Raw genomic sequence first — 19,815 nt, 5'->3', positions numbered from 1 at the left:
CGCCCACATGAATTACCTGATCAAATTGTTAAAGAGCTTTCGAATGGCATTGCCGTTCGATGTGGTGCGTATTTTACGCATATAACGTCGCGCGTCAACACCTTTTTTTCAAAGCGTCCGTTACGCAGCCGCTAATCGCTTGAGAAGCTCTTCACGACGCTGTTCGCTGACAAAAGCTTCTTCAATCGCGTTACGATTGAGCATACGAAACGTGTCTTCTTTCCAACCAAATGCCTGAGCACACGCCATGTGGTTTTCCAACAGACCACCGCCAAAGTAAGCAGGATCGTCGGAGCTAATGGTGACTTTCAGCCCTTCTGCCAATAGCTGGGGTAATGGATGATCACTTAATTGATCAACGACTTTCAAGCTGACGTTGGACAACGGGCACACCGTCAAGACCGTTTGCTGATCACGCAGGCGCTTGACTACATCGTTACTTTCCAAGCAGCGAACGCCGTGATCGATACGCTGCACGTCCAGCAGGTCGAGAGCGTCTGCGATGTATTCGGCGGGGCCCTCTTCACCGGCATGAGCAACGCGCACTAGCCCCAATTCCTTGGCACGGGCGAACAGGGCCTGGAATTTAGCAGGAGGATGATCGCGCTCCGCGCTATCCAGCCCAATGGCGTCAAGGAACTTCCAGTAAGGAGAGGCCTGCTCGAGTACATGCAACGCTTCTTCGGCGGGACGGTCACGCAAAAATGCCATGATCATTCCAACCGTCAAGTCCAGCGTAGCTTCGGCATCCTCTTTCGCACGAAGCAGGCCAGCCATGACGACTTCTAGCGGGACGCCACGCTGGAGGTGCGCCTGTGGGTCAAAATGCATGTCGATATGCATGACACCTTCGCTACGGGCGCGCTTGAAATAATCCATAGCAAGGTCATAAAAGTCCTGTTCGTTACGCAGCACGTTCATGCCTTGATAGTACAGATCTAAAAACCCCTGAAGATCTTGAAAGTCGTAAGCAGCTTTTGCTTCCTCGACAGAGGCATAAGGAAGCTCGATACCGTTACGAGCCGCCAAGGTAAACATGAGCTCAGGCTCAAGTGAACCTTCAATATGCAAGTGGAGCTCTACTTTGGGAAGTTGGCGTAAAAACTCATTCATACTGGGCTCCTGCTTGCGGATAGGTTGACGAGGTAGTATCGATAAATAGCCGCCCTCCATCAAGGTGCCAGCACGCTTCTACCCCTGGTAAAAGCGCGGCGTCATCTACTTGATGGACAAAGAAAATCACCGTTCGACCTACGAGCCAGTGATCTAACGCCGTCGCCAAATGCCTGGCGGTGCGCGCATCCACGCCCGCAAACGGTTCATCCAATAGCACAACCGACGGGTCACGTAGCAGTAACCTGGCTAACGCCACTCTTCGCGCTTGACCGCCAGAAAGCTGCTGACCTTTCTCTCCTACGTGGGTCAACAATTCTTTGGGCTGCTGCCTCACCCAGTCCTCCAGGGCCACCATAGCCAGCACATGCCACAACTCATCATCGGTTGCGCTGGGTTTCGCCATACGCAAATTCGCTTCTAACGTGCCATCGAATAGATCCGTTTGCTGGGTTAAAAGAACGAAATGCTCTGCCCTGCTCTCTACTGAAACACGATGAGGGGAGATACCGGCCATACTGACCGCACCTTGCGTCGGGGCTATACGCCCCATCAACATGCTGGCTAACGTCGACTTACCGGACCCCGACACGCCGGTAATCACCACACGCGATTGTGGGCGAAGTGTGGCATGGACGCCCGACAGCGCGGGATAGGCCGCGCCAGGGTAAACGTAATGCACAGAGTCGAGCTGAATGGCGTACTCGCCAGCATTTGATGGCAAACGCTGCACGCCCTGCCCAGGCGCCTCCTTTTTGAGCGCATTTAAACGCTGAACAGCGGCATAACTCGCGCCGAGCTTCAAGAACGCAGAAGGGAGCAGTGCAAACACTTCGTTAATGCCTAGTACGGCAATGACTGCCATCACGACAATAGGCCCAACGACCGCTTCTGCTGAGAGTGCTAGGCTGCCCAGCCACAGCGTCGCTATGAGTAAAAGACCAGTGACCGCGGAAACAAACGCATTACCCAGAGCTGATTTCAAGACGAGATGGCGCTGATTCGTCATGGCCTCCATTTCATGCGAGTGCACTTTCTGACGGTGCCAAGCGACCGTCTGATAACTCAGCAGCTCCGCAGATGCTTGTATCTGGTCCAGTACCAGCCGGCGCAGCTTTTCCTGATCATTGACTTGCTGGTAACTATTGGCGAAGCCGAGCCAACCAAAGCCAAAAGTCACCCCCCCCCAAAGAAGCGTCAATACGAACGCTATCGCGATGCCGGCAGCGGGCAGCCATATCGCAATGAATCCCGAGACCATCAAGATCGTGAGCAGCGCGGCTACCGGTGGAATCAAGCACCGTAGGTAGAGATTGTCGAGCTGATCGATATCAGCCGTGAGGCGACTCAACCACTCGCTTACTCGGCGACGCTTGAGGGTTGCATCATCCAACCCCGTCAAGTCGCCAAACACGCGATAGCGCAAATCAGCCAGCAGCGTAAGCACGGTGTTATGGTTATGAAGCCGCTCGATGTAGCGCGCCACGGTTCTCAGCAACGCAAAAAAACGAATACCCCCACCAGGGACGTAGACATCCAACGACGAGGGCAGGCCCGCTGCCAAAGCGATGCCCGCGAGGGCACAGGAGACGATGAACCACCCGGAAAGCCCTAGCAGCGACAACCCCGCGAGCAAGGTCATCCATACCAGCAGCGCCCCAAGCCAAAACGCCTGACGACGGCGAAGCAGCAGGCTGAGCCAGGGCGCAACGTCACGATACAGCTGCTTCATGGCGTCACCTCCACTAGCTGACCAGAGCGGCACACAAAATGACGATTGGCCACTGACACCACTGCGGGATGATGCGTCGCCATGACCAGCGTACGCCCCTCTTTTCCCCACTCCAGCAGCGCCCGAATGACCGCACCTTCCGTTTCTGCATCCAAACTCGCTGTCGGCTCATCGAGCAAGATGAGCTGGGCATGGCTAAGATAAACACGCGCCAGCGCAAGCCGTTGCGCTTGACCACCGGAAAGACCAACGCCGCGCTCACCCACCGTGGTAGCCAGGCCATGGGGCAAGCTAGCCAAGAGATCACCAAGCCCGGCCCGCTCTAGCGCCTCGATGAGTCGAGCATCGTCTGCATCAGGCGAGGCAATGCGTAGATTATCCGCCAGGGAACCTTGCAAAATACAGGGTGATTGATCCAGCCAAGCAATGGGTATCGAAGTGTCGATACGGCACTCCCCACGATCTGGTGCCATAAACCCCGCCATGAGCGCCAGCAACGAGGACTTACCGCTCCCCGACTCACCGGTCAATACCGCCACGTCGCCAGCCCGCAGCGTCATGTTGACACGGCTTAAAACCGTCGAACGTTCTACATAACGAATATCGACACCCTCGAGCGCCACAATCACCCCCACCTCTGTAGGCGGCTTCGACGGTGATGCGACTCGACTAGGTTCGTTTAGGATGGCCACCACACTTTCGGCTGAACCGAGGGCAGCAGCACGATCGTGATAATGCTGTGAAAGCGTTCTCAAGGGCTGAAAAAACTCTGGCGCTAGAAGAAGCACCGCCAACCCGCTGAAGAGTGTCAACTGGGGCGACGGCCCGTAATCGATATACCCCAGCAGACCGAAGCCGACGTACATGGCCACGACGGCAATGGCCACGGAAGCAAAAAACTCCAGCACGGCCGATGACAAGAACGCCAAACGCAGCGTCCGCATACTGAGCCTTCGGTAGTGATCGGTGGCGTACCATACGTCTTGCTGGGCCGCCTTGGTATGCCCGAACAGCTGAAGCGTCGTCATTCCACGCACACGGTCGATGAAGTGCGCCGATAGACGAGAAACGGCCATGAATTGATCGCGATTCATACGCTCGGCCCCCATACCGACCAACGCCATGAACAGCGGGATCAGCGGTGCAGATAGCAATAAGAAAACGGCAACCAAGTAATCCAGCCCAACGACGACCCCTAGGATAATCAGTGGCAAAACCACCACGATTCTTAGCTGCGGGTAGAAACGGGCGAAGTAGCCATCCAAGGCCTCGATATGCTCAACCGACTGAGTAGCCAACGCACCGCTTTGCTGACGCGTCAGCCACACCGGACCAAGCGCCGAGATTTTATCGAGAAGGGTTTGCCTGGCGTACTGGCGAATGCGAAGGCTTGCTTTGGCGCTGCACATTTCCTGCAACGCCTGGAACAAAGAGCGAAGTAAGACAACGGCCACGAGGCCTGCCAATGGGGTGATCAGTGACCAAGGGGAGCGGCCTGCGATGACCAATTGATCGATAAGCCAAGCAAGCCCCACCACCAGCAGGACCGTTTGTACGCCTGCCAACACTCCCCACATTGCCGCCCACGTCAGTTGATTCCGCTCGCGCTTGGCAAGCTGATTGAGCCAATGGCGCGGCGTCATGACCTCCACCGTTTCTACTTCGGGAGGATGGTCTGTCATAGCGTTAGTGGTACCCCTCGCCAACACGCACCTTGCCGCGGAACACCCAATAGGTCCATGCGGTGTAGGCCAGGATGATCGGAATGACGAACAGCACGCCAATTAGCAAAAATAGCTGTGATTCTGGCGCTGACGCAGCATCCCAAAGCGTGTAATTGGGCGGCACGATGACCGGCCACTTACTGACGATCAGCCCCAAGTAGGTAAACACGTAGATACCGATCGTCGCGACGAAAGGAATGCCCTCATCACGGCGTTTGACGGACCGATACACCATAAAGGCCGAAAAGAGCGCAAGCGCCGGGAAAATCCAGATCAGTTGAAGGTTGCCAAACCAACGCTCCCACACCACCGGATTCACAAACGGCGTCCAAATGCTAATGATCGCGAACACACCCAGCACCAGCGCCAGCAGCATAGGAGTGATCTTATAGGCCCAATCCTGAATGTGCCCTTCCGACTTGAGGATCAACCAGGTCGCACCAAGCAGCGCATAGCCCGCCATCAAACCCAGTCCCGTGAGCACTGAGAACGGCGTCAACCAGTCGAAAGCACCACCCACGAAGGCAAAGTTTTCGACGCGGAAGCCTTGAATGTACGCCCCTACGACGGCCCCTTGGGCAAACGCCGCCACGCCAGACCCCCAGCTGAAGGCACGGTTCCACCAGCGGCGGTTACGACGCGACTTGAAGCGAAACTCAAATGCGACGCCGCGGAAAATCAGCCCGGCCAGCATCAAGAAAACACCGATATAGAGCGCTGGCAAAAAGACCGAATACACCAGCGGGAAGGCGCCGAGCAGGCCAGCGCCCCCCAGTACTAGCCACGTTTCGTTGCCGTCCCATACGGGGGCCACCGAGTTCATCATGACATCACGAGAATCTTCATCCGGGGCGAAGGGGAACAGTATCCCCAAGCCCAGATCGAAACCATCCATCAACACGTACATCATGATGCCGAAGCCAATGATGCCCGCCCAAATTAGCGTTAAATCAAACATTTCCATGTTTAGCTCCTTACCGGATCGACATCATCGTCAAAAGGCGTATGCGCAGCAGAGAACGGACGCATGGGACGCTTGAAGTTCTCGCTGGTAGTGTCTTGTTCCTCTTCGGGCAGCATGCCGTTGCGCACCACACGCGTGAGGTAGTAGATACCGGCGTAGAACACGACCGCGTATACCGCCACGTAACCAATCAGAGTGAACAGTGCCATCGGCCCGGTTAGCGAAGGCGTCAGGCCTTCGGCATGGGTCATCATGCCGTAAACCAACCACGGCGCACGGCCAGATTCAGTGACGATCCAACCTGCCAACACGGCGGCAAACGGCATCGGAATCATGCACACCAGCGCTTTCAAGTAACCATTATGTTCATACACCTTGCCTTTGCGCCGCATCAATAAACCGACGAAGGCCGTGGCAATCATCAATAAGCCGATCCCCACCATCACACGGAAAGCCCAGAAAACGATGATCACCGGCGGCTGCTCGTCGGGCGCTGCTTCGCTGACACCTGGAATCACACCATCGGGGGAGTGAGTCAGGATCATGCTCGCCAGATTCGGGATACCAATCTCAAAATGGTTGGTTTGTGCCTCTTGGTCGGGAATGGCAAACAGCAGCAACGGGACGTTACCAGACGTTTCCCAATGCCCTTCCATTGCTGCCACCTTAGTGGGCTGATGCTCCAGCGTGTTGAGGCCATGGAAGTCCCCCACCACGGCTTGAGCAGGCGCCAGGAACAGCAACAGCCACAAACACATGGAGAGCGCGCGACGGTTGGCTTCCGGGTCGCGTCCACGCAGCAGGAACCAAGCGCTGACCCCGGCCACCACGAAACCACCGGTCAAGAACGACGCCATGGCCATGTGAGCAAAGCGGTACGGGAAAGAAGGGTTGAAGATGGCCTCAGACCAAGAGAGCACGTGGAAGCGGTTATCGATCAGCTCAACGCCTGCCGGGGTATGCATCCAGCTGTTAGCGGACAAAATCCAGAAGGAAGAGATAAACGTGCCAACAGCCACCATGATAGCCGCAAACAAGTGCACTCCTTGCGGGACCTTACCGCGACCGAAGAGAAGCACACCAAGGAAGGCCGCTTCCAAGAAGAACGCGGTCACGACTTCATAGCTCAGCACTGGCCCCAAGAAGTTGGAGGCGGCCTGAGAGAAATTGCTCCAATTGGTGCCGAACTGGAAGGACATCACGATGCCCGAGACGACGCCCATACCGAAGACCACGGCAAACACCTTGGTCCAGAACAGCGATAGGCGGTCCCACGCAGGATTGCCGGTCTTGAAGTACAGCCCGTGGAGCAGCGCAATGTAAGACGCTAGGCCAATGGTAAAGACTGGAAAGATCGCATGAAACGATACAACGAAGGCGAACTGTATTCGCGATAGTACTAAGGGGTCGAGTTCCATCACACTCTCCTAAGACCTGAGTTGGTATCCCGTCAATGGGTGTCACAAGCTTAGTTGAGCCTTAATGGCGCTGCATTTTAGTTATAAGCACTAAGCTTATTCTTTACATGAGTTGTAGTTTACCGCTTCGACCATCGTTATACAGCGATAGTTTGCCTGAAAAGCTGTGTCGCATTGACGCACACTCTCCAGGCAACTTCCGTTATTCGACACTTAAGACATGACTACGACGCTGACCATATAGGCGGTGTAGGCAATGAACATGGAAAACAGCACACCTCCCTCAACACGATTGATGCGCCGCGGGCGACCACGCCAAGAGAACGCAAACAGCACCATGATGAGCGTCATGAACGTCATCACGCCCCAATCACGCACCAGCACTTCCCGCCCCGCTTCGATCGGTACGATGACACCTGCCAAGCCGACCACAGCCATACTGTTGAACAGGTTCGAGCCCACTACGTTACCCAACACCATATCGTGTTCGTTACGGCGCAGCGCACTGATTGACGAGGCCAGCTCCGGTAGCGATGTACCCACCGCGACGACGGTCAAACCGATGATCAAATCACTGACCCCAAACCCTACCGCAATTTCGACGGCGCCCCACACCAGCAGGCGAGAGCTGGCAATCAACAGCACCAAACCAATCACCGTCCACATGATGGATTTACCACGGGACATCGGTTTGCTATCCAGGCTTTCGGTCACTTCTGCCATCAGCGGGTCATCCTGCTGACCGCGCGAGCTGATGATGCTGGCCGTGATGAAGACGCCCAACCCCACCAGCAGCAAGGCCGCTTCGATGCGCGATATCCAGCCATCCAGCAGCATGTAACCCGTTACCAGCATGACGATGACGAGTAGCGGCATCTCTTTGCGAATAACGCTCGAATGAACGGCCAAAGGTGCCATCAGCGCGACGAAACCGAGTACCAGCCCCATATTGGCAATGTTGGAACCGTAAGCATTACCCACCGCCAAGCCCGGGTTGCCTTGCATGGCCGCCAACACCGACACCATCATTTCCGGTGCCGACGTACCAAAGCCGATCACTAGCATGCCTATCAGCAGAGGCGATAACCCCAACCAGCGAGACGTCGCCGCAGCGCCATCGATGAATTTCTCTGCACTCCATATCAGCAGGACCAAGCCCGCGACCACAGCAAGAAAGGCGAGTAACATTTCAGTTCCTTAATGTCATAATGTTAGGCACTATCGCGGCTGCATCCTTGTCTAACTAGCCTCTTCGGTCAAGCGCTGTTTGCATGCGCCCTTCCCGTTTCCTAGGTTGACATAAGCAACGCCCCATCGTATTGGTTCTAACCGCATTATGCACAGAGAGTTTGCTGTTGCCCCATTACTCCTTTATGAAACGGCCATCGCTGCCGGTTAAGACGCCCGAGGTAGATTGTTTCCCGCCTGAGACCCGCACTCAGCGACGACGTCTGCGCGCTTGTCATGAGTGTGACTGGGTGTCTGCCCTGCCGCCGCTCAATTCGGGTGAGAAAGCCACTTGCCCGCGCTGCTCGCATGTATTGGTCAAGCGTCACCGCTATCCCGCCCAGCGCAGCATGGCGCTGGCGCTGGCCTCATTGATCGCACTGATGGTGGCGATCTCGTTTCCATTCGTCAGCTTCAGTGTCAGCGGAGTAGGCAATCGAATCGAACTGTCGCAAACCGCCACGACGCTCATCGAATTTCACCAACCCATCGTCGCCATCGCGGTGATGATGACGATCATCGTCCTGCCCGCCGTCTATCTGGTGGGGGTGGTATGGTTACAGTTTGGCCTTTTGCGGGCACGCCCCATGCCGTTTAGCCGCGACATCGCCCGCTCATTGGCTCACCTGAACCCGTGGATGATGGCGGATGTTTTCATCATTGGCGCATTGGTCAGTCTGATCAAAGTAGCGGGCATGGCGCAAATCGAGCTGGGCATTTCGTTTTGGGCGTTCTGTCTGTTTGGAATTTTGCTGTTGATGACGGTGCAGTCCATCGATGGCGATTGGATGTGGTTCTCCCTCGAAGGTGAGCCACTCGCCCCCGAGGGAACGCTAACTGGTACGACCGCTGCCAGCCAAGGCGTCACTGGCTGCCCCACCTGTGGTTTGATCAATCGCACCGAACACGGCAAGAAGCGCTGTTTGCGCTGCCATGAAAAACTGCATACGCGGTTGCCTCACAGCTTGCAGCGCACGTGGGCACTGCTGTTCGCTGCCACGGTCATGTATCTGCCGGCTAACCTGTACCCCATCATGACCACCACGAGCTTGGGTAACGCCACGCCGTCCACGATCATCGGCGGGGTGGTACAACTCATCCAAATGGGGTCATGGCCGGTGGCCGCTGTCATATTCGTGGCCAGCGTCATCGTTCCAGTGGGCAAATTGGTGGCCCTGGCTTGGCTCTGCCTGATGCTGAAACGCAGCAATGACCTCAATGCCCAGAGCCGCACCCGTCTTTACCGATTGACGGAATTCATTGGACGCTGGTCTATGGTTGACGTATTTGTCGTAGCCATTTTGGTTGCTCTCATTCGTGCCGGGTCGTTGATGTCGATTACGCCAGGGCCTGCTGCCCTTGCGTTTGGTGCAGTCGTCGTGCTCACGATGCTGGCGGCCATGACGTTCGACCCCCGCTTGATATGGGATACTCATACTCCACGCCCTCTTCGCCGTAAAACGGCCACCAAGGAACCTGTTGATGGCTAACGATTCAACGCCTCAGAACACACCTGACACCGACAATGGCGAATTACACAAAGCGAAATCCTCGCCACAAACGCGCCTATCCCCCATTTGGATCGTGCCGCTGGTCGCCGTCATCATCGGCCTATGGCTGGTGTACGATAATTACTCGAGTCGCGGCACGCTGGTCACACTTACCATGGAAAGTGCCGAAGGAATCGAAGCGGGCAGCACCCTCATCCGCAGTCGAAACGTGGAAATCGGTCGCGTGCAAAGCGTCCGTCTCTCCGACGACCTTTCGCATGCGGTCATGGTGGCGCGCATTCAACCCGAAGCGGAAGCCATGTTGAGGGAAGATAGTCGCTTTTGGGTCGTCAAACCGCGTATTGGCCGTGAAGGCATCAGCGGCTTGGGCACGGTACTGTCGGGGGCGTACATTCAACTGGAACCCGGCCAATCCGACGAACCGAAACGCGAATTTGAAGTCAGCGATGTCCCTCCCGTTGCGCCCGCCGGTCAAGCAGGCCTGCAAATCAACCTGGTAAGCCAGCTGGGTAATTCGCTGCGCATTGGCGATCCGGTCTCTTATCAGGGCTACACGGTAGGTCGCGTCGAAGACACGCGCTTCGAGCCAGAAACCCGCACCATGCACCATCAAGTCTTCATCGAAGAGCCCTACGCCCAGCTCGTCACCGACAGCACCCGGTTTTGGACGGCCAGCGGCATCGACTTCCGCCTGGATGCCGATGGCGTGCGTGTGAACGTAGAGTCTCTCGAAGCGCTGCTTGGCGGCGGCGTCACCTTTGGCGTACCGGAAGACCTCCCCATGGGCAAGCCGGTTGAAGCCAATACGCGCTTTAACCTCTATGCCGACGAAGACACCGCCCGAGAAGGCACCTTCAATCGCTACCTGGAGTATGTCCTGCTGGTGGATGACACGGTGCGTGGCTTGTCTCGGGGCGCACCGGTGGAGTTTCGCGGCGTAAGAATCGGCACCGTGGCCGCCGTCCCCTGGAACTTCACGGCGCCGCAGCCGGATTCACGCGCGCGTTTCGCGATTCCAGTCCTCATTCGCATCGAGCCTCAGCGCCTGGGCATCGAAAATACCGACATCGATTTAGAGGAGTGGGATAACCGCTTCAAGCGCATGTTCGGCCTGGGCCTGCGCGCGTCGCTCAAAAACGGTAGCCTGCTGACAGGGGCACTGTTCGTCGATCTTAACTTCCAGCGCGATTTGGCCGACGAATACGTGGCAGAGAGGTTTGCCGATCGAACCGTTTTCCCAACGGTGGCCGGTGGGTTTGCACAGATACAGGCGCAGGTAACGAGCCTATTGGAAAAGCTCAACGACCTCGAAGTGGAGCCACTGCTGGCGGGATTGGATCGTAACCTGCAAGCCTCTGAAAGCGTGCTCAACGAAGTGCGCGAGGTCAGCGCATCCATCAATCAGCTGCTGAACGATCCCGACACCCAAGCGATCGGCGGCAACCTGAACGGCACATTGGAAGAGCTGCGCAGCACGCTGGAAGGCGTATCGCCCTCTTCGCCGGCGTATCAGGAACTGACCGGCGCTATCGAGCGCTTGGACAGGCTGATGCGTGACCTTCAGCCGCTCACCCGAACGCTCAACGAGAACCCTCGGGCGCTGCTGTTCGACAATTTGGATACCCAGGACCCGATTCCTCGCGCTCCTCGCTAATTAAGGATGACCGTTATGCTACGTCGATTACCCTTGTTATGGCTGGCAGCTGCCATGAGCCTGCTCTTGTCCGCCTGTGCCAGCAGCGTCTCTCCGCCCACGCGCTACATGTTGCCTGCAAGCCCGGCAGTCAGCGCATCCAGCAGCGCCGAGGCGACGCTTCAAGTCAGCGCGCCCCGCCTCGCCCACTATTTAGACGTGGATGGCATCGTGATGCAGTTAGACGACATCACCTTGAATGAAGCCCGCGAACATCAATGGGCAGAGAGCATCGGCCGCCAGCTAGAGCGTGCATTACGTGCTGAATTAGCTGACCAGCTCCCCAGCGTGCAAGTCGTGCGGGCAGAGGGCAGCCGTCCCGGTACCCTGACGCTCTCCATGGAAGTGGATCAATTCCAGGGTCGCTACGATGGCGTCGCCGTGGCCAGCGGCCAGTGGCAACTGCGCGATAGCGACGGCGAGATGCTCGCCCTCAAGAGCTTTACCGCTGAAACGACCCTCGACCAGGATGGCTACCCTGCCCTGGTGCGCTCGTTGGGAGAGAGCTGGCAGGCAGTGGCCGAGCAAATTGCCGACCAGCTGCGCCAAGGCGGCCACTTGTAATCCTCTAAGCATGATCGCTACGGGTAGCGCGTTGACGTGAGACTTTCGTGTTACACTCACGGCCACTAACGACGTCACTGTCAGCGCCACCCTGTCTCCCTCTTGTGACACCCTGAGGTATCACAAGACGTTTTAACGCCCGTCGCGGCACAGCGTGCTATCTGTCAAACTTCGCTGCCGCGACGGTGTACTATCCTCGCTTTTTGAACATGACGCCTAGCAGCGCCGCCCAGTTGGTGGCGCCGACTGCTATGCGACTGCGGAGAACGCATGAGCTTTTCTGATCTTGGTCTGCACGACGATTTACTGCGCGCGGTGAATGCGCAGGGCTACACACAGCCGACGCCTATTCAACAAAAGGCCATTCCCGTCGTTCTAGAAGGACGCGATCTTCTTGCCAGCGCGCAAACCGGTACGGGCAAAACGGCAGGCTTCACGCTGCCGATGCTACAGCGCTTGGCAAACGGCAAACGCCCGGGCAAACGTCAGGTGCGTGCACTCGTTCTTACCCCCACCCGTGAGCTGGCGGCTCAAGTGGGTGAGAGCGTTGCCGCTTACGGACAACATCTATCGCTGCGCTCTCACATTATTTTTGGCGGCGTCGGCCAACAGCCCCAAGTCGATGCCCTGCGGCATGGCCTGGATGTCCTGGTAGCGACCCCTGGGCGGCTGCTCGACCTGCACCAGCAAGGGCATGTCGACCTGGCCGCCGTTGAGATTCTGGTTCTGGATGAAGCCGACCGCATGCTCGACATGGGGTTCATTCACGATATCAAGCGACTGCTGCGTCTAGTACCCAAGCAGCGGCAGAACCTGCTGTTTTCGGCCACGTTCTCCAACGAGATCCAGACCCTGGCCAAACAACTGCTCAACGACCCTGCGCTGATTGAAGTCGCCCCGCGTAACACCACAGCAGAAAAGATCGAACAGGCTATCTACCGTGTGGACCGTGATAAGAAACGCGACTTGTTGGCGCATCTGATTCTGCGGCACAACTGGTTCCAAGTACTGGTATTCACACGCACCAAGCATGGCGCTAACCGGCTAGCCGAGCAGCTCTCGAAACAAGACATACCGGCCATGGCGATCCATGGCAACAAAAGCCAAGGCGCACGCACCCGAGCGCTGGGCGCGTTCAAGAGCGGCGACCTGCAGGTGCTTGTGGCCACCGATATTGCCGCGCGTGGCCTGGACATCAACGAACTGCCCCACGTGGTGAATTTCGACCTACCCAATGTGGCTGAAGATTACGTTCACCGCATTGGCCGTACGGGTCGCGCGGGCAGCAATGGTGAAGCCGTCTCGTTGGTATGCGTCGATGAGCATGGCTTGCTCAAAAACATCGAGCGACTGATCAATCAGACGCTGCCCAAGCACATCGAACCTGGCTTCGAACCTGACCCGAATGCCAAACCAGAGCCCATCGAAAATGGCCGCCGCGGCCAGCGTTCACCGCGCCAGCGCAAGCCGGAAGGACAAGCAGCCAACGCCGGTGGCGAGCGCCGTCGTCGTAGCCGCCGCTAGCCCGAATGCCCGGAATATGCGAAGGTAGCGCCTCGCCTATTCCGGCGTTTTTGCTGAATTAATTCATGGAGTGACTATGGCGTCTTCACAACTCATGGCCGATTACCGCCAATGGCTGACCTTTCAGGGTCAGGAGCAACTCAGCCGCGAGCATCAGGGCATTGCGCAACGCCTAGAGGACGCCCGCGCCTCGGCCAATCAAGTCGTTCAGGCATATCGCAGCATGGCCGAAAAAGCGTCCACCGAAGGGGCCTGCTACCGTACGCTCTTTCTTCGTGAGCGCGACAATGCGTCTTTGCCCTGTGAAGGCTGGCTATTCGTGCGCCGCGTCTTGAGCGAAGGCAACAGCACCCGTGTACGCGTCACTCTGCTGGAAACCTTTACCCTGGAAGAGGGCATCATTGCCCCAGGGGATAAGCCCGCTAGCAAATTGACGCTCGAGATTTACGACAAGCTCGATATCAACAAGGGCATGCGAACTCAAGTACGTGTCGACTGCCTGGACACCCCTCAAGACTTCCACTTCATTACCTTGCTCGACGCGGTCCGCGGCGACCTTCGCCCTCACCTGAAATAAGCTCGCGTCATGGTCTCACGCCACGCTTGTCGCTTCATTGTGCTGATGTTCATGGTAGGGCTCAATTTACGCCCTGCCATGTCATCGGTAGCCCCGCTACTCAATCGGCTGCAAGAGAACGCGGGGCTGTCTGCTTCTGCGGCTGGAGTATTGACCACCCTTCCCGTGCTGTTTTTGGGCTTGACGGCCCCACTAGCTCCCATGATCGGGCGCCGCATTGGAAGCGAACGTGCGCTAAGCGCTGCCCTGCTGCTGCTGGCCACCGGCTTATGGCTGCGAGTGTTACCGTTTCCAGGATTGCTCTACGTCGGTACCGCCATGGCTGGCAGTGCCATCGGGCTGGCTGGCACGCTGTTGCCCGCCCTGGTCAAGCGCGAGCTTCCCGCCAGTGCCGACCTGCTGACGGGCCTATATACCATGGCGCTCTGCTTGGGTGGTGCTCTAGGTGCTGGACTCAGCGTCCCTTTCATGCAGTGGCTGGGGGACTGGCAAGCCAGTCTCGTGAGCTGGGCACTCTTGGCGCTCACCACGCTCATCGTGTGGATGCGCTATGCGCCTGCCCCAAACAACGCAAGCGTTCTTCAACGGCCCGCTGTGCAGCCTCTTAGTGCATTACTTAAGCAGCCACTAACGTGGCAGGTGATGCTCTTCATGGGCATCCAATCTTCCATGGCCTATATCGTTTTTGGCTGGCTACCGACGCTGCTCATCGCGCGGGGTTACACCGAGGCCACCGCAGGCTGGACGATGGCCGTTTCCATCATGTGCCAACTGATCTCCGCGTTGAGCGCCCCCTGGTTCGCACGCTTATACCGAGATCAGCGACCGGCGCTCTTACTGGTCTTGCTATGCACTGCACTGGGGCTCGTCTTCCTGCTGGCGGCCCCCTTGGGCTGGCGTTGGCCTGGCGCTGTCCTGCTTGGGCTCGGGCAAGGCGGAAGCTTTAGCCTTGCGTTAAGCTTGTTGGTGCTGCGTACCGCCAACGAGCGTTTGGCAGGCCAACTCTCCGGTCTGGTGCAAGGAGGTGGTTATACGCTGGCCGCCCTGGGCCCCTTCGGCGTCGGTCTGCTGCTGCAAGCTGGCGCCAGCACGCAGCATATCGCTTGGCTGCTGCTCGGCCTGATTGGCATTTGCTGTGGCTTTGCGCTCTTGGCAGGACGCCAGCGGCAACTCGACGACCACAGTGGCCAACTGCAGGTCCACCACCGATAACCCTTTTAGCTCTCACAGGATACAGCGATGAGCCAAGCTCCTCTCCTTGCCGACACGCCCCATAGCCATGAGCGGCTGCTGATCATTTACACCGGCGGCACGATAGGAATGCAGCCCCAAGCCAACGGCTTAGCACCGGCCGGGGATTTTGCTGAACGCTTGGCCAAGGCGTTAAGCCAGCTTCCGTTGCGGGATCAGCCGCTGCTCCCAGCGTACGACATCATCAGCTATGCACCGCTGATCGACTCCAGCGCAGCAACGCCCCTAACATGGCAGCAGCTGGCCACCGACATCGCCGAGCGCTTCGATCAATATCGCGGTTTCGTCGTGATCCATGGGACCGACACGTTGAGCTGGACTGCCGCCAGCCTGGCATATCAGCTACAGGGCTTGGATCGTCCCGTCGTCTTGACGGGTGCGATGGCGCCGCTCGAAGCACCCAACAGCGACGCCTTAGACAACCTCTATGGCGCGTTGCGGTTTGCCGCCCATCCAGCGCTGCAGGAAGTGGCCATTTATTTTGCCAACCGGTTATTGCGGGGCACGCGTGCCATCAAGCAGCACAGTGAAGCCGCAGATGCCTTCACGTCACCGAACTATCCCTACTTGGGAGAGCGCATTGGAGACGATTTCATTCTGTTTCCAAGCCGTGGCTTAGCGTATCAGCAGCGCGGTGCGCCGCGTTTCGAACGAGTGGATTATCGGCCCGTGGCCCAGGGCGAGGTGGTCCGAATTACTCTTTGGCCAGGAATGGCCGCTTGGCAGTTGGACGCATGGCTTAGCCACCCAAACATCAAAGGAGCCCTGTTACAGCTCTGGGGAGCGGGCAATCTGCCTGACGACCCCGCCCTGCTTGCCGTCATTGCCAAAGCGAGCGGTGAAGGCAAGCTGATCGCTGCCATCAGCCAATGCCCACAGGGGCGGGTGCACATGGGTGCTTACGCGGCGGGAGACGGCCTAACCGACGCAGGAGTGCTCTCAGGCGATGACATGACGCCCGAGGCCGCCTACACCAAGCTGGTCCACCTCATCGCTCAACCCATTTCTCTCGAGGACCGGCGGCGGCGCTTTTTGATGCCACTTGTGGGCGAGCGATAACGGAGCACCCGCTCCTGGACTGGCGTACTGGCTGATAACCGCTATGGTTAAACAACGCATTTAACATGTATTGACCACCGACGGGATAGGACGCCATCTATGGATCAGCCGGTACATCACTTTAGTGAACTGTTCGAGCAGCTTGGCTTACGTTCGGATGCGGATTCCATCGAGCGCTTCATCCAGCGCCATTCTCCGCTCCCCAAAGAGATGCCGCTGGCAGACGCTCCCTGCTGGAACGAGGGTCAAGCGGATTTTCTCAGAGAGGCCGTACAGGAAGACGCCGATTGGGCGGAAGTGGTCGACCACCTCGATGCCTCCATGCACAAAACGACTTGACCGAAGAAGCGCCGCTCTGAAGAGCGGCGCTTAGCCATTCAGGCGCGCCTCGACCCGTTCGAGAATTTGTCGGCTTACTTTGCCCACCAAGGGTTTTGCGGCTTTATTGACGGCTTTTTCCATCAGACGATTACGAATGTCGTACTGCAACGTCAAGGCCACCTCCGTGCCTTCGGGCACCGCGCGAAGCTGGTAACGCCCTTGATTTTTGACGCCTTCCAACGACTCCCAAGCCAGCACGTGGGGCGGCTGAATCTCGGTGACCGCAACATCGAATGCCCAATCCATTCCCACCGCGCGAACGTGCCAGCGGTAGCGATTCTCCCCCAAACTATCGATGGAACGGATAAGATCCGAGTAATCGGCAAAATCTTCGACTCGGCGCAGAAGATCGAACACTCGCTCCGGGGAGGCTTTAACGATTTCACTATGTTCTATCGTGGCCATACGTGTCTTCCTAACGGCTTGGACGATTAGCTTAACATGGCAAACCGCTCCCACACACCGAATGAAACGTCAGCCGGTGCTGGTCAGATTCCTTGCTATTGCGTAAACTGCCGCCCTTCCGGACCGGACCCCGGAACACTGTCTTGCCAACCTGGCAAGGACGCATAAATTCTCCGACGATGAGCATTTCGTATGTCCCCAACCGCTTCATCTGACGCTAACGCGTCAGCCACCGTCGTGATTTACTCCGGCGGTATGGACTCCTTCACGGTCTTGCACCGCGCCATTCGTGAAGGGCTGACGGTCCACGCACTCTCCTTCGATTATGGTCAGCGCCACCGCCGAGAACTCGACACCGCTCGCCAAGTATGCGGCTCTCTATGTATCCCTCACCAAGTCGTCGATATTCGCGCAATCCATGGGTTGATCGATAATTCGGCGCTGACCAACAGTGCCATCGACATGCCCACCGGTGACTATGACGCGAACAATCTGAGCGCGACGGTGGTGCCTAATCGCAATATGATTTTGCTGTCATTGGCCATCGCCAAAGCGGTCAACATTGGCGCCGAACGCGTGGATTACGGCGCGCACGGTGGCGACCACATCCTTTACCCAGACTGTCGCCCCGAGTTCGTCGATGCCATGAACCACGTCGCAGGCATTGCCAACTTCGAGCCGGTGGCACTGCATGCCCCATACTTGCACGCTCGGAAAGAGGACATCCTGCGTGATGGTTTAGCCATGGGCTTGGACTATCGCCAGACATGGACCTGCTATGAAGGCCGCGAGCTTGCCTGCGGCCAGTGCGGCAGCTGCCGTGAGCGATTAGCCGCCTTCGCAGCCAACCAGAGTGTCGACCCTCTCGACTATGCCATCGACACGGCACAAGGTGGCCTCTGATGTACCACGTCAAAGAGGCTTTCTACACTCTGCAAGGGGAAGGCGCCCAGGCAGGACGCGCCAGCGTCTTCTGTCGCTTTGCGGGCTGCAACCTGTGGTCAGGACGAGAGGCGGATCGCGAAAAAGCCAAATGCACCTTTTGCGATACCGACTTCATCGGCACGAACGGCATCAACGGCGGTCGGTTCGATACCGCTCAAGCGCTGGCCGACCACATCACAGCGCTGTGGCCCCAAGGAGCCAGCCATGCTGTGCCGTATGTGGTATTTACCGGTGGCGAACCGCTGTTACAGCTCGATAGCGATCTGATTGCCGCGCTACACAGCAAAGGCTTTGAAGTGGCAGTCGAAACCAATGGCACGGTGCCCGCCCCTGAAGGTATCGATTGGCTCTGCGTGAGCCCTAAGGGCAACAACCCGCTTGCGATCACCCAGGGCGATGAGCTGAAACTGGTCTACCCCCAACCCGATGCACCACCGGAACGGTTCGCTCACCTCGCCTTTCGCCACTTTTTCTTACAGCCGATGGATCTCAGTGCCGTGGCGATAAAGCACATTGCCACCGATGGCGCAGAGACGGTGAACGCCACGACGGCCTATTGCATGGCCCACCCTCAGTGGCGATTGTCACTACAAACGCACAAAATCGCAGGATTCGAGTAATGGCACTATTCGTTAACCATCTGACCCACATCGACGTTTCCCTCTGGTGCCCCACGAAGGGTCTGGTTGGCTGTAGCTGGCAGGTAGATGCCCAACTCGATGGGGAATTGGGTGAAGATGGTATGCTATTTGATTTCGGTGAAGTGAAGCCGTGGATCAAACGTACTTTGGACAGCGGCCTGGATCACACGCTGCTGGTGCCCACTCAGGCGCCAGGGGTGGAGGTCAGTGAGTGCGAAGAGGGCCTCTGCCTTCGTACCACCACGCCTTATGCCATGGAGGTTCGCGGGCCAAAAGAAGCCTTTACGCTCCTCCCCTGGGAATCGATCACACTACAGCGCGTGACCCGTCATCTCAGCGATCAACTCACCGAGCAGCGGCCAGTCAATGTGGAGCGCGTCACGCTACTACTCAGCGATGAACACATTGATGGTGCGGCCTACGGCTACAGCCATGGGCTGAAGCGCCATGCTGGGAACTGCCAGCGAATTGCCCATGGGCACCGCTCCCGCTTACATATTTTCCAGGAGCAGCAGAGACAGCCGCAGCTTGAGCAGACATGGAGCGCGTGGCTGGACAATCGGTATCTGCTGGAAGAGGCGGATATTGCCGAGCTGAGTGACACGCGGCTGACCTGCCGATATGAGGCGGCCCAAGGACGCTTCTCGATCACCCTGCCAGCCGAGCGCTGCAGCGTGCTCCCCAAACCGACCACGGTCGAAAACATCGCCCAGTGGCTAGCTGACCAAATTGCCCAGCAAACGGCCACCGCAACCACCGTCCACGCGTTCGAAGGCATCGACAAAGGTGCCACGGCACACGCATGAGCGACTTGATCACCAGCGACACGTCAGGCGGCTGCCGAGCAGGCTGCGGCGCTTGCTGCATCGCGCCGTCCATCAGCTCTCCTATTCCAGGTATGCCTAACGGCAAACCTGCAGGCGTGCGCTGTGTCCAGCTCGATGCCAACAACTTGTGCAAACTGTTTGGCAGCCCGCAGCGCCCCCGGGTGTGCGGGCAGTTCGATTACGACCCGTTGGTGTGTGGCGAGCACCGCGATGAGGCGCTCGCCACGCTGACGTGGCTAGAAGAGAGCACGCGCTAACG

19 protein-coding genes are annotated in these 19,815 nt (G+C 57.7%); 12 read left to right on the top strand and 7 right to left on the bottom strand.

From position 1 onward, the window contains the following. Positions 1–120: 120 nt before the first annotated feature. The 6 genes from AB6K10_RS11735 to AB6K10_RS11710 all read right to left on the bottom strand — a co-directional run bounded on the left by AB6K10_RS11735 (position 121) and on the right by AB6K10_RS11710 (position 8,139). Positions 121–1,113, bottom strand: coding sequence for an adenosine deaminase (locus AB6K10_RS11735; protein ID WP_339118790.1), 993 nt, complete (start codon positions 1,111–1,113; stop codon positions 121–123). After that, entirely contained in the window at positions 1,106–2,845 is a 1,740-nt protein-coding gene (cydC, locus tag AB6K10_RS11730) for a thiol reductant ABC exporter subunit CydC (RefSeq protein ID WP_339118789.1), read from the bottom strand. The genes AB6K10_RS11735 and cydC overlap by 8 nt, the downstream gene beginning before the upstream one ends. Next, positions 2,842–4,527 carry a thiol reductant ABC exporter subunit CydD gene (gene cydD / locus AB6K10_RS11725; protein ID WP_339118788.1) on the bottom strand — a complete coding sequence of 562 codons (1,686 nt, stop codon included), beginning with the start codon at positions 4,525–4,527 and terminating at the stop codon, positions 2,842–2,844. Before cydD ends, cydC begins: the two co-directional genes overlap by 4 nt. A gap of 4 nt (positions 4,528–4,531) precedes the next feature. Continuing rightward, entirely contained in the window at positions 4,532–5,533 is a 1,002-nt protein-coding gene (gene cydB / locus AB6K10_RS11720) for a cytochrome d ubiquinol oxidase subunit II (protein ID WP_285264250.1), read from the bottom strand. 2 nt (positions 5,534–5,535) lie between these two features. Continuing rightward, on the bottom strand, positions 5,536–6,951 hold the full coding sequence (locus tag AB6K10_RS11715; RefSeq protein WP_253018801.1) for a cytochrome ubiquinol oxidase subunit I: 1,416 nt from the start codon (positions 6,949–6,951) through the stop codon (positions 5,536–5,538). A gap of 213 nt (positions 6,952–7,164) precedes the next feature. Further along, entirely contained in the window at positions 7,165–8,139 is a 975-nt protein-coding gene (locus tag AB6K10_RS11710) for a calcium/sodium antiporter (protein WP_339118787.1), read from the bottom strand. A 185-nt stretch (positions 8,140–8,324) separates the two neighbouring features. Between AB6K10_RS11710 and AB6K10_RS11705 the strand changes: the two genes are divergently transcribed. The 8 genes from AB6K10_RS11705 to AB6K10_RS11670 all read left to right on the top strand — a co-directional run bounded on the left by AB6K10_RS11705 (position 8,325) and on the right by AB6K10_RS11670 (position 16,696). Then, entirely contained in the window at positions 8,325–9,668 is a 1,344-nt protein-coding gene (locus AB6K10_RS11705; protein ID WP_253018994.1) for a paraquat-inducible protein A, read from the top strand. After that, positions 9,661–11,343 (top strand): intermembrane transport protein PqiB, encoded by a 1,683-nt coding sequence (gene pqiB / locus AB6K10_RS11700; RefSeq protein ID WP_159342008.1) that lies wholly within the window; start codon positions 9,661–9,663, stop codon positions 11,341–11,343. The genes AB6K10_RS11705 and pqiB overlap by 8 nt, the downstream gene beginning before the upstream one ends. Positions 11,344–11,358: 15 nt before the next feature. Continuing rightward, positions 11,359–11,946 (top strand): membrane integrity-associated transporter subunit PqiC, encoded by a 588-nt coding sequence (locus tag AB6K10_RS11695; RefSeq protein WP_159342007.1) that lies wholly within the window; start codon positions 11,359–11,361, stop codon positions 11,944–11,946. Between the two features lie 270 nt (positions 11,947–12,216). Next, positions 12,217–13,470, top strand: a complete 1,254-nt coding sequence (locus tag AB6K10_RS11690) for a DEAD/DEAH box helicase (RefSeq protein ID WP_159342006.1) — start codon at positions 12,217–12,219, stop codon at positions 13,468–13,470. 76 nt (positions 13,471–13,546) lie between these two features. Beyond that, positions 13,547–14,047 (top strand): hypothetical protein, encoded by a 501-nt coding sequence (locus AB6K10_RS11685; RefSeq protein ID WP_339118786.1) that lies wholly within the window; start codon positions 13,547–13,549, stop codon positions 14,045–14,047. 9 nt (positions 14,048–14,056) lie between these two features. Next, entirely contained in the window at positions 14,057–15,259 is a 1,203-nt protein-coding gene (locus tag AB6K10_RS11680) for an MFS transporter (RefSeq protein WP_339118785.1), read from the top strand. 27 nt (positions 15,260–15,286) lie between these two features. After that, the gene (locus AB6K10_RS11675) at positions 15,287–16,357 is read left to right on the top strand and encodes an asparaginase (protein WP_339118784.1); all 1,071 of its coding nucleotides are present in this window, start codon (positions 15,287–15,289) and stop codon (positions 16,355–16,357) included. 99 nt (positions 16,358–16,456) lie between these two features. Continuing rightward, entirely contained in the window at positions 16,457–16,696 is a 240-nt protein-coding gene (locus AB6K10_RS11670) for a DUF2789 domain-containing protein (RefSeq protein WP_159342002.1), read from the top strand. 30 nt (positions 16,697–16,726) lie between these two features. Here the strand turns inward: AB6K10_RS11670 and AB6K10_RS11665 are convergent, their stop codons facing one another. Further along, positions 16,727–17,143 (bottom strand): SRPBCC family protein, encoded by a 417-nt coding sequence (locus AB6K10_RS11665; protein WP_305947613.1) that lies wholly within the window; start codon positions 17,141–17,143, stop codon positions 16,727–16,729. A gap of 192 nt (positions 17,144–17,335) precedes the next feature. On the opposite strand from AB6K10_RS11665, the gene queC reads away from it, so the two are divergent. Genes queC through AB6K10_RS11645 form a run of 4 tightly spaced genes read left to right on the top strand, consistent with a single transcriptional unit; the run spans position 17,336 to position 19,813 of the window. Continuing rightward, positions 17,336–18,046 carry a 7-cyano-7-deazaguanine synthase QueC gene (gene queC, locus AB6K10_RS11660; protein WP_339118783.1) on the top strand — a complete coding sequence of 237 codons (711 nt, stop codon included), beginning with the start codon at positions 17,336–17,338 and terminating at the stop codon, positions 18,044–18,046. Next, entirely contained in the window at positions 18,046–18,708 is a 663-nt protein-coding gene (gene queE, locus AB6K10_RS11655) for a 7-carboxy-7-deazaguanine synthase (protein ID WP_339118782.1), read from the top strand. The genes queC and queE overlap by 1 nt, the downstream gene beginning before the upstream one ends. Further along, positions 18,708–19,535: a 6-carboxytetrahydropterin synthase gene (locus AB6K10_RS11650; protein WP_339118781.1), complete on the top strand. Its 828-nt coding sequence runs from the start codon at positions 18,708–18,710 to the stop codon at positions 19,533–19,535. Before queE ends, AB6K10_RS11650 begins: the two co-directional genes overlap by 1 nt. Then, positions 19,532–19,813 carry a YkgJ family cysteine cluster protein gene (locus AB6K10_RS11645; RefSeq protein WP_159341997.1) on the top strand — a complete coding sequence of 94 codons (282 nt, stop codon included), beginning with the start codon at positions 19,532–19,534 and terminating at the stop codon, positions 19,811–19,813. Before AB6K10_RS11650 ends, AB6K10_RS11645 begins: the two co-directional genes overlap by 4 nt. Positions 19,814–19,815 lie beyond the last annotated feature (2 nt).

It is taken from the genome of Halomonas sp. BMC6 (assembly GCF_964204995.1).
In the GTDB taxonomy this organism is placed as follows: Bacteria; Pseudomonadota; Gammaproteobacteria; order Pseudomonadales; family Halomonadaceae; genus Vreelandella.
Note: the sequence above shows the minus strand (reverse complement) of the source record. Positions and strands in the feature narration are given on the sequence as shown.

Coding starts and splice junctions, on each gene's coding strand:
- AB6K10_RS11735 (WP_339118790.1), bottom strand. CDS start 1,113: ATGAATGAGTTTTTACGCCAACTTCCCAAAGTAGAGCTCCACTTGCAT.
- cydC (WP_339118789.1), bottom strand. CDS start 2,845: ATGAAGCAGCTGTATCGTGACGTTGCGCCCTGGCTCAGCCTGCTGCTT.
- cydD (WP_339118788.1), bottom strand. CDS start 4,527: ATGACAGACCATCCTCCCGAAGTAGAAACGGTGGAGGTCATGACGCCG.
- cydB (WP_285264250.1), bottom strand. CDS start 5,533: ATGGAAATGTTTGATTTAACGCTAATTTGGGCGGGCATCATTGGCTTC.
- AB6K10_RS11715 (WP_253018801.1), bottom strand. CDS start 6,951: ATGGAACTCGACCCCTTAGTACTATCGCGAATACAGTTCGCCTTCGTT.
- AB6K10_RS11710 (WP_339118787.1), bottom strand. CDS start 8,139: ATGTTACTCGCCTTTCTTGCTGTGGTCGCGGGCTTGGTCCTGCTGATA.
- AB6K10_RS11705 (WP_253018994.1), top strand. CDS start 8,325: ATGAAACGGCCATCGCTGCCGGTTAAGACGCCCGAGGTAGATTGTTTC.
- pqiB (WP_159342008.1), top strand. CDS start 9,661: ATGGCTAACGATTCAACGCCTCAGAACACACCTGACACCGACAATGGC.
- AB6K10_RS11695 (WP_159342007.1), top strand. CDS start 11,359: ATGCTACGTCGATTACCCTTGTTATGGCTGGCAGCTGCCATGAGCCTG.
- AB6K10_RS11690 (WP_159342006.1), top strand. CDS start 12,217: ATGAGCTTTTCTGATCTTGGTCTGCACGACGATTTACTGCGCGCGGTG.
- AB6K10_RS11685 (WP_339118786.1), top strand. CDS start 13,547: ATGGCGTCTTCACAACTCATGGCCGATTACCGCCAATGGCTGACCTTT.
- AB6K10_RS11680 (WP_339118785.1), top strand. CDS start 14,057: ATGGTCTCACGCCACGCTTGTCGCTTCATTGTGCTGATGTTCATGGTA.
- AB6K10_RS11675 (WP_339118784.1), top strand. CDS start 15,287: ATGAGCCAAGCTCCTCTCCTTGCCGACACGCCCCATAGCCATGAGCGG.
- AB6K10_RS11670 (WP_159342002.1), top strand. CDS start 16,457: ATGGATCAGCCGGTACATCACTTTAGTGAACTGTTCGAGCAGCTTGGC.
- AB6K10_RS11665 (WP_305947613.1), bottom strand. CDS start 17,143: ATGGCCACGATAGAACATAGTGAAATCGTTAAAGCCTCCCCGGAGCGA.
- queC (WP_339118783.1), top strand. CDS start 17,336: ATGTCCCCAACCGCTTCATCTGACGCTAACGCGTCAGCCACCGTCGTG.
- queE (WP_339118782.1), top strand. CDS start 18,046: ATGTACCACGTCAAAGAGGCTTTCTACACTCTGCAAGGGGAAGGCGCC.
- AB6K10_RS11650 (WP_339118781.1), top strand. CDS start 18,708: ATGGCACTATTCGTTAACCATCTGACCCACATCGACGTTTCCCTCTGG.
- AB6K10_RS11645 (WP_159341997.1), top strand. CDS start 19,532: ATGAGCGACTTGATCACCAGCGACACGTCAGGCGGCTGCCGAGCAGGC.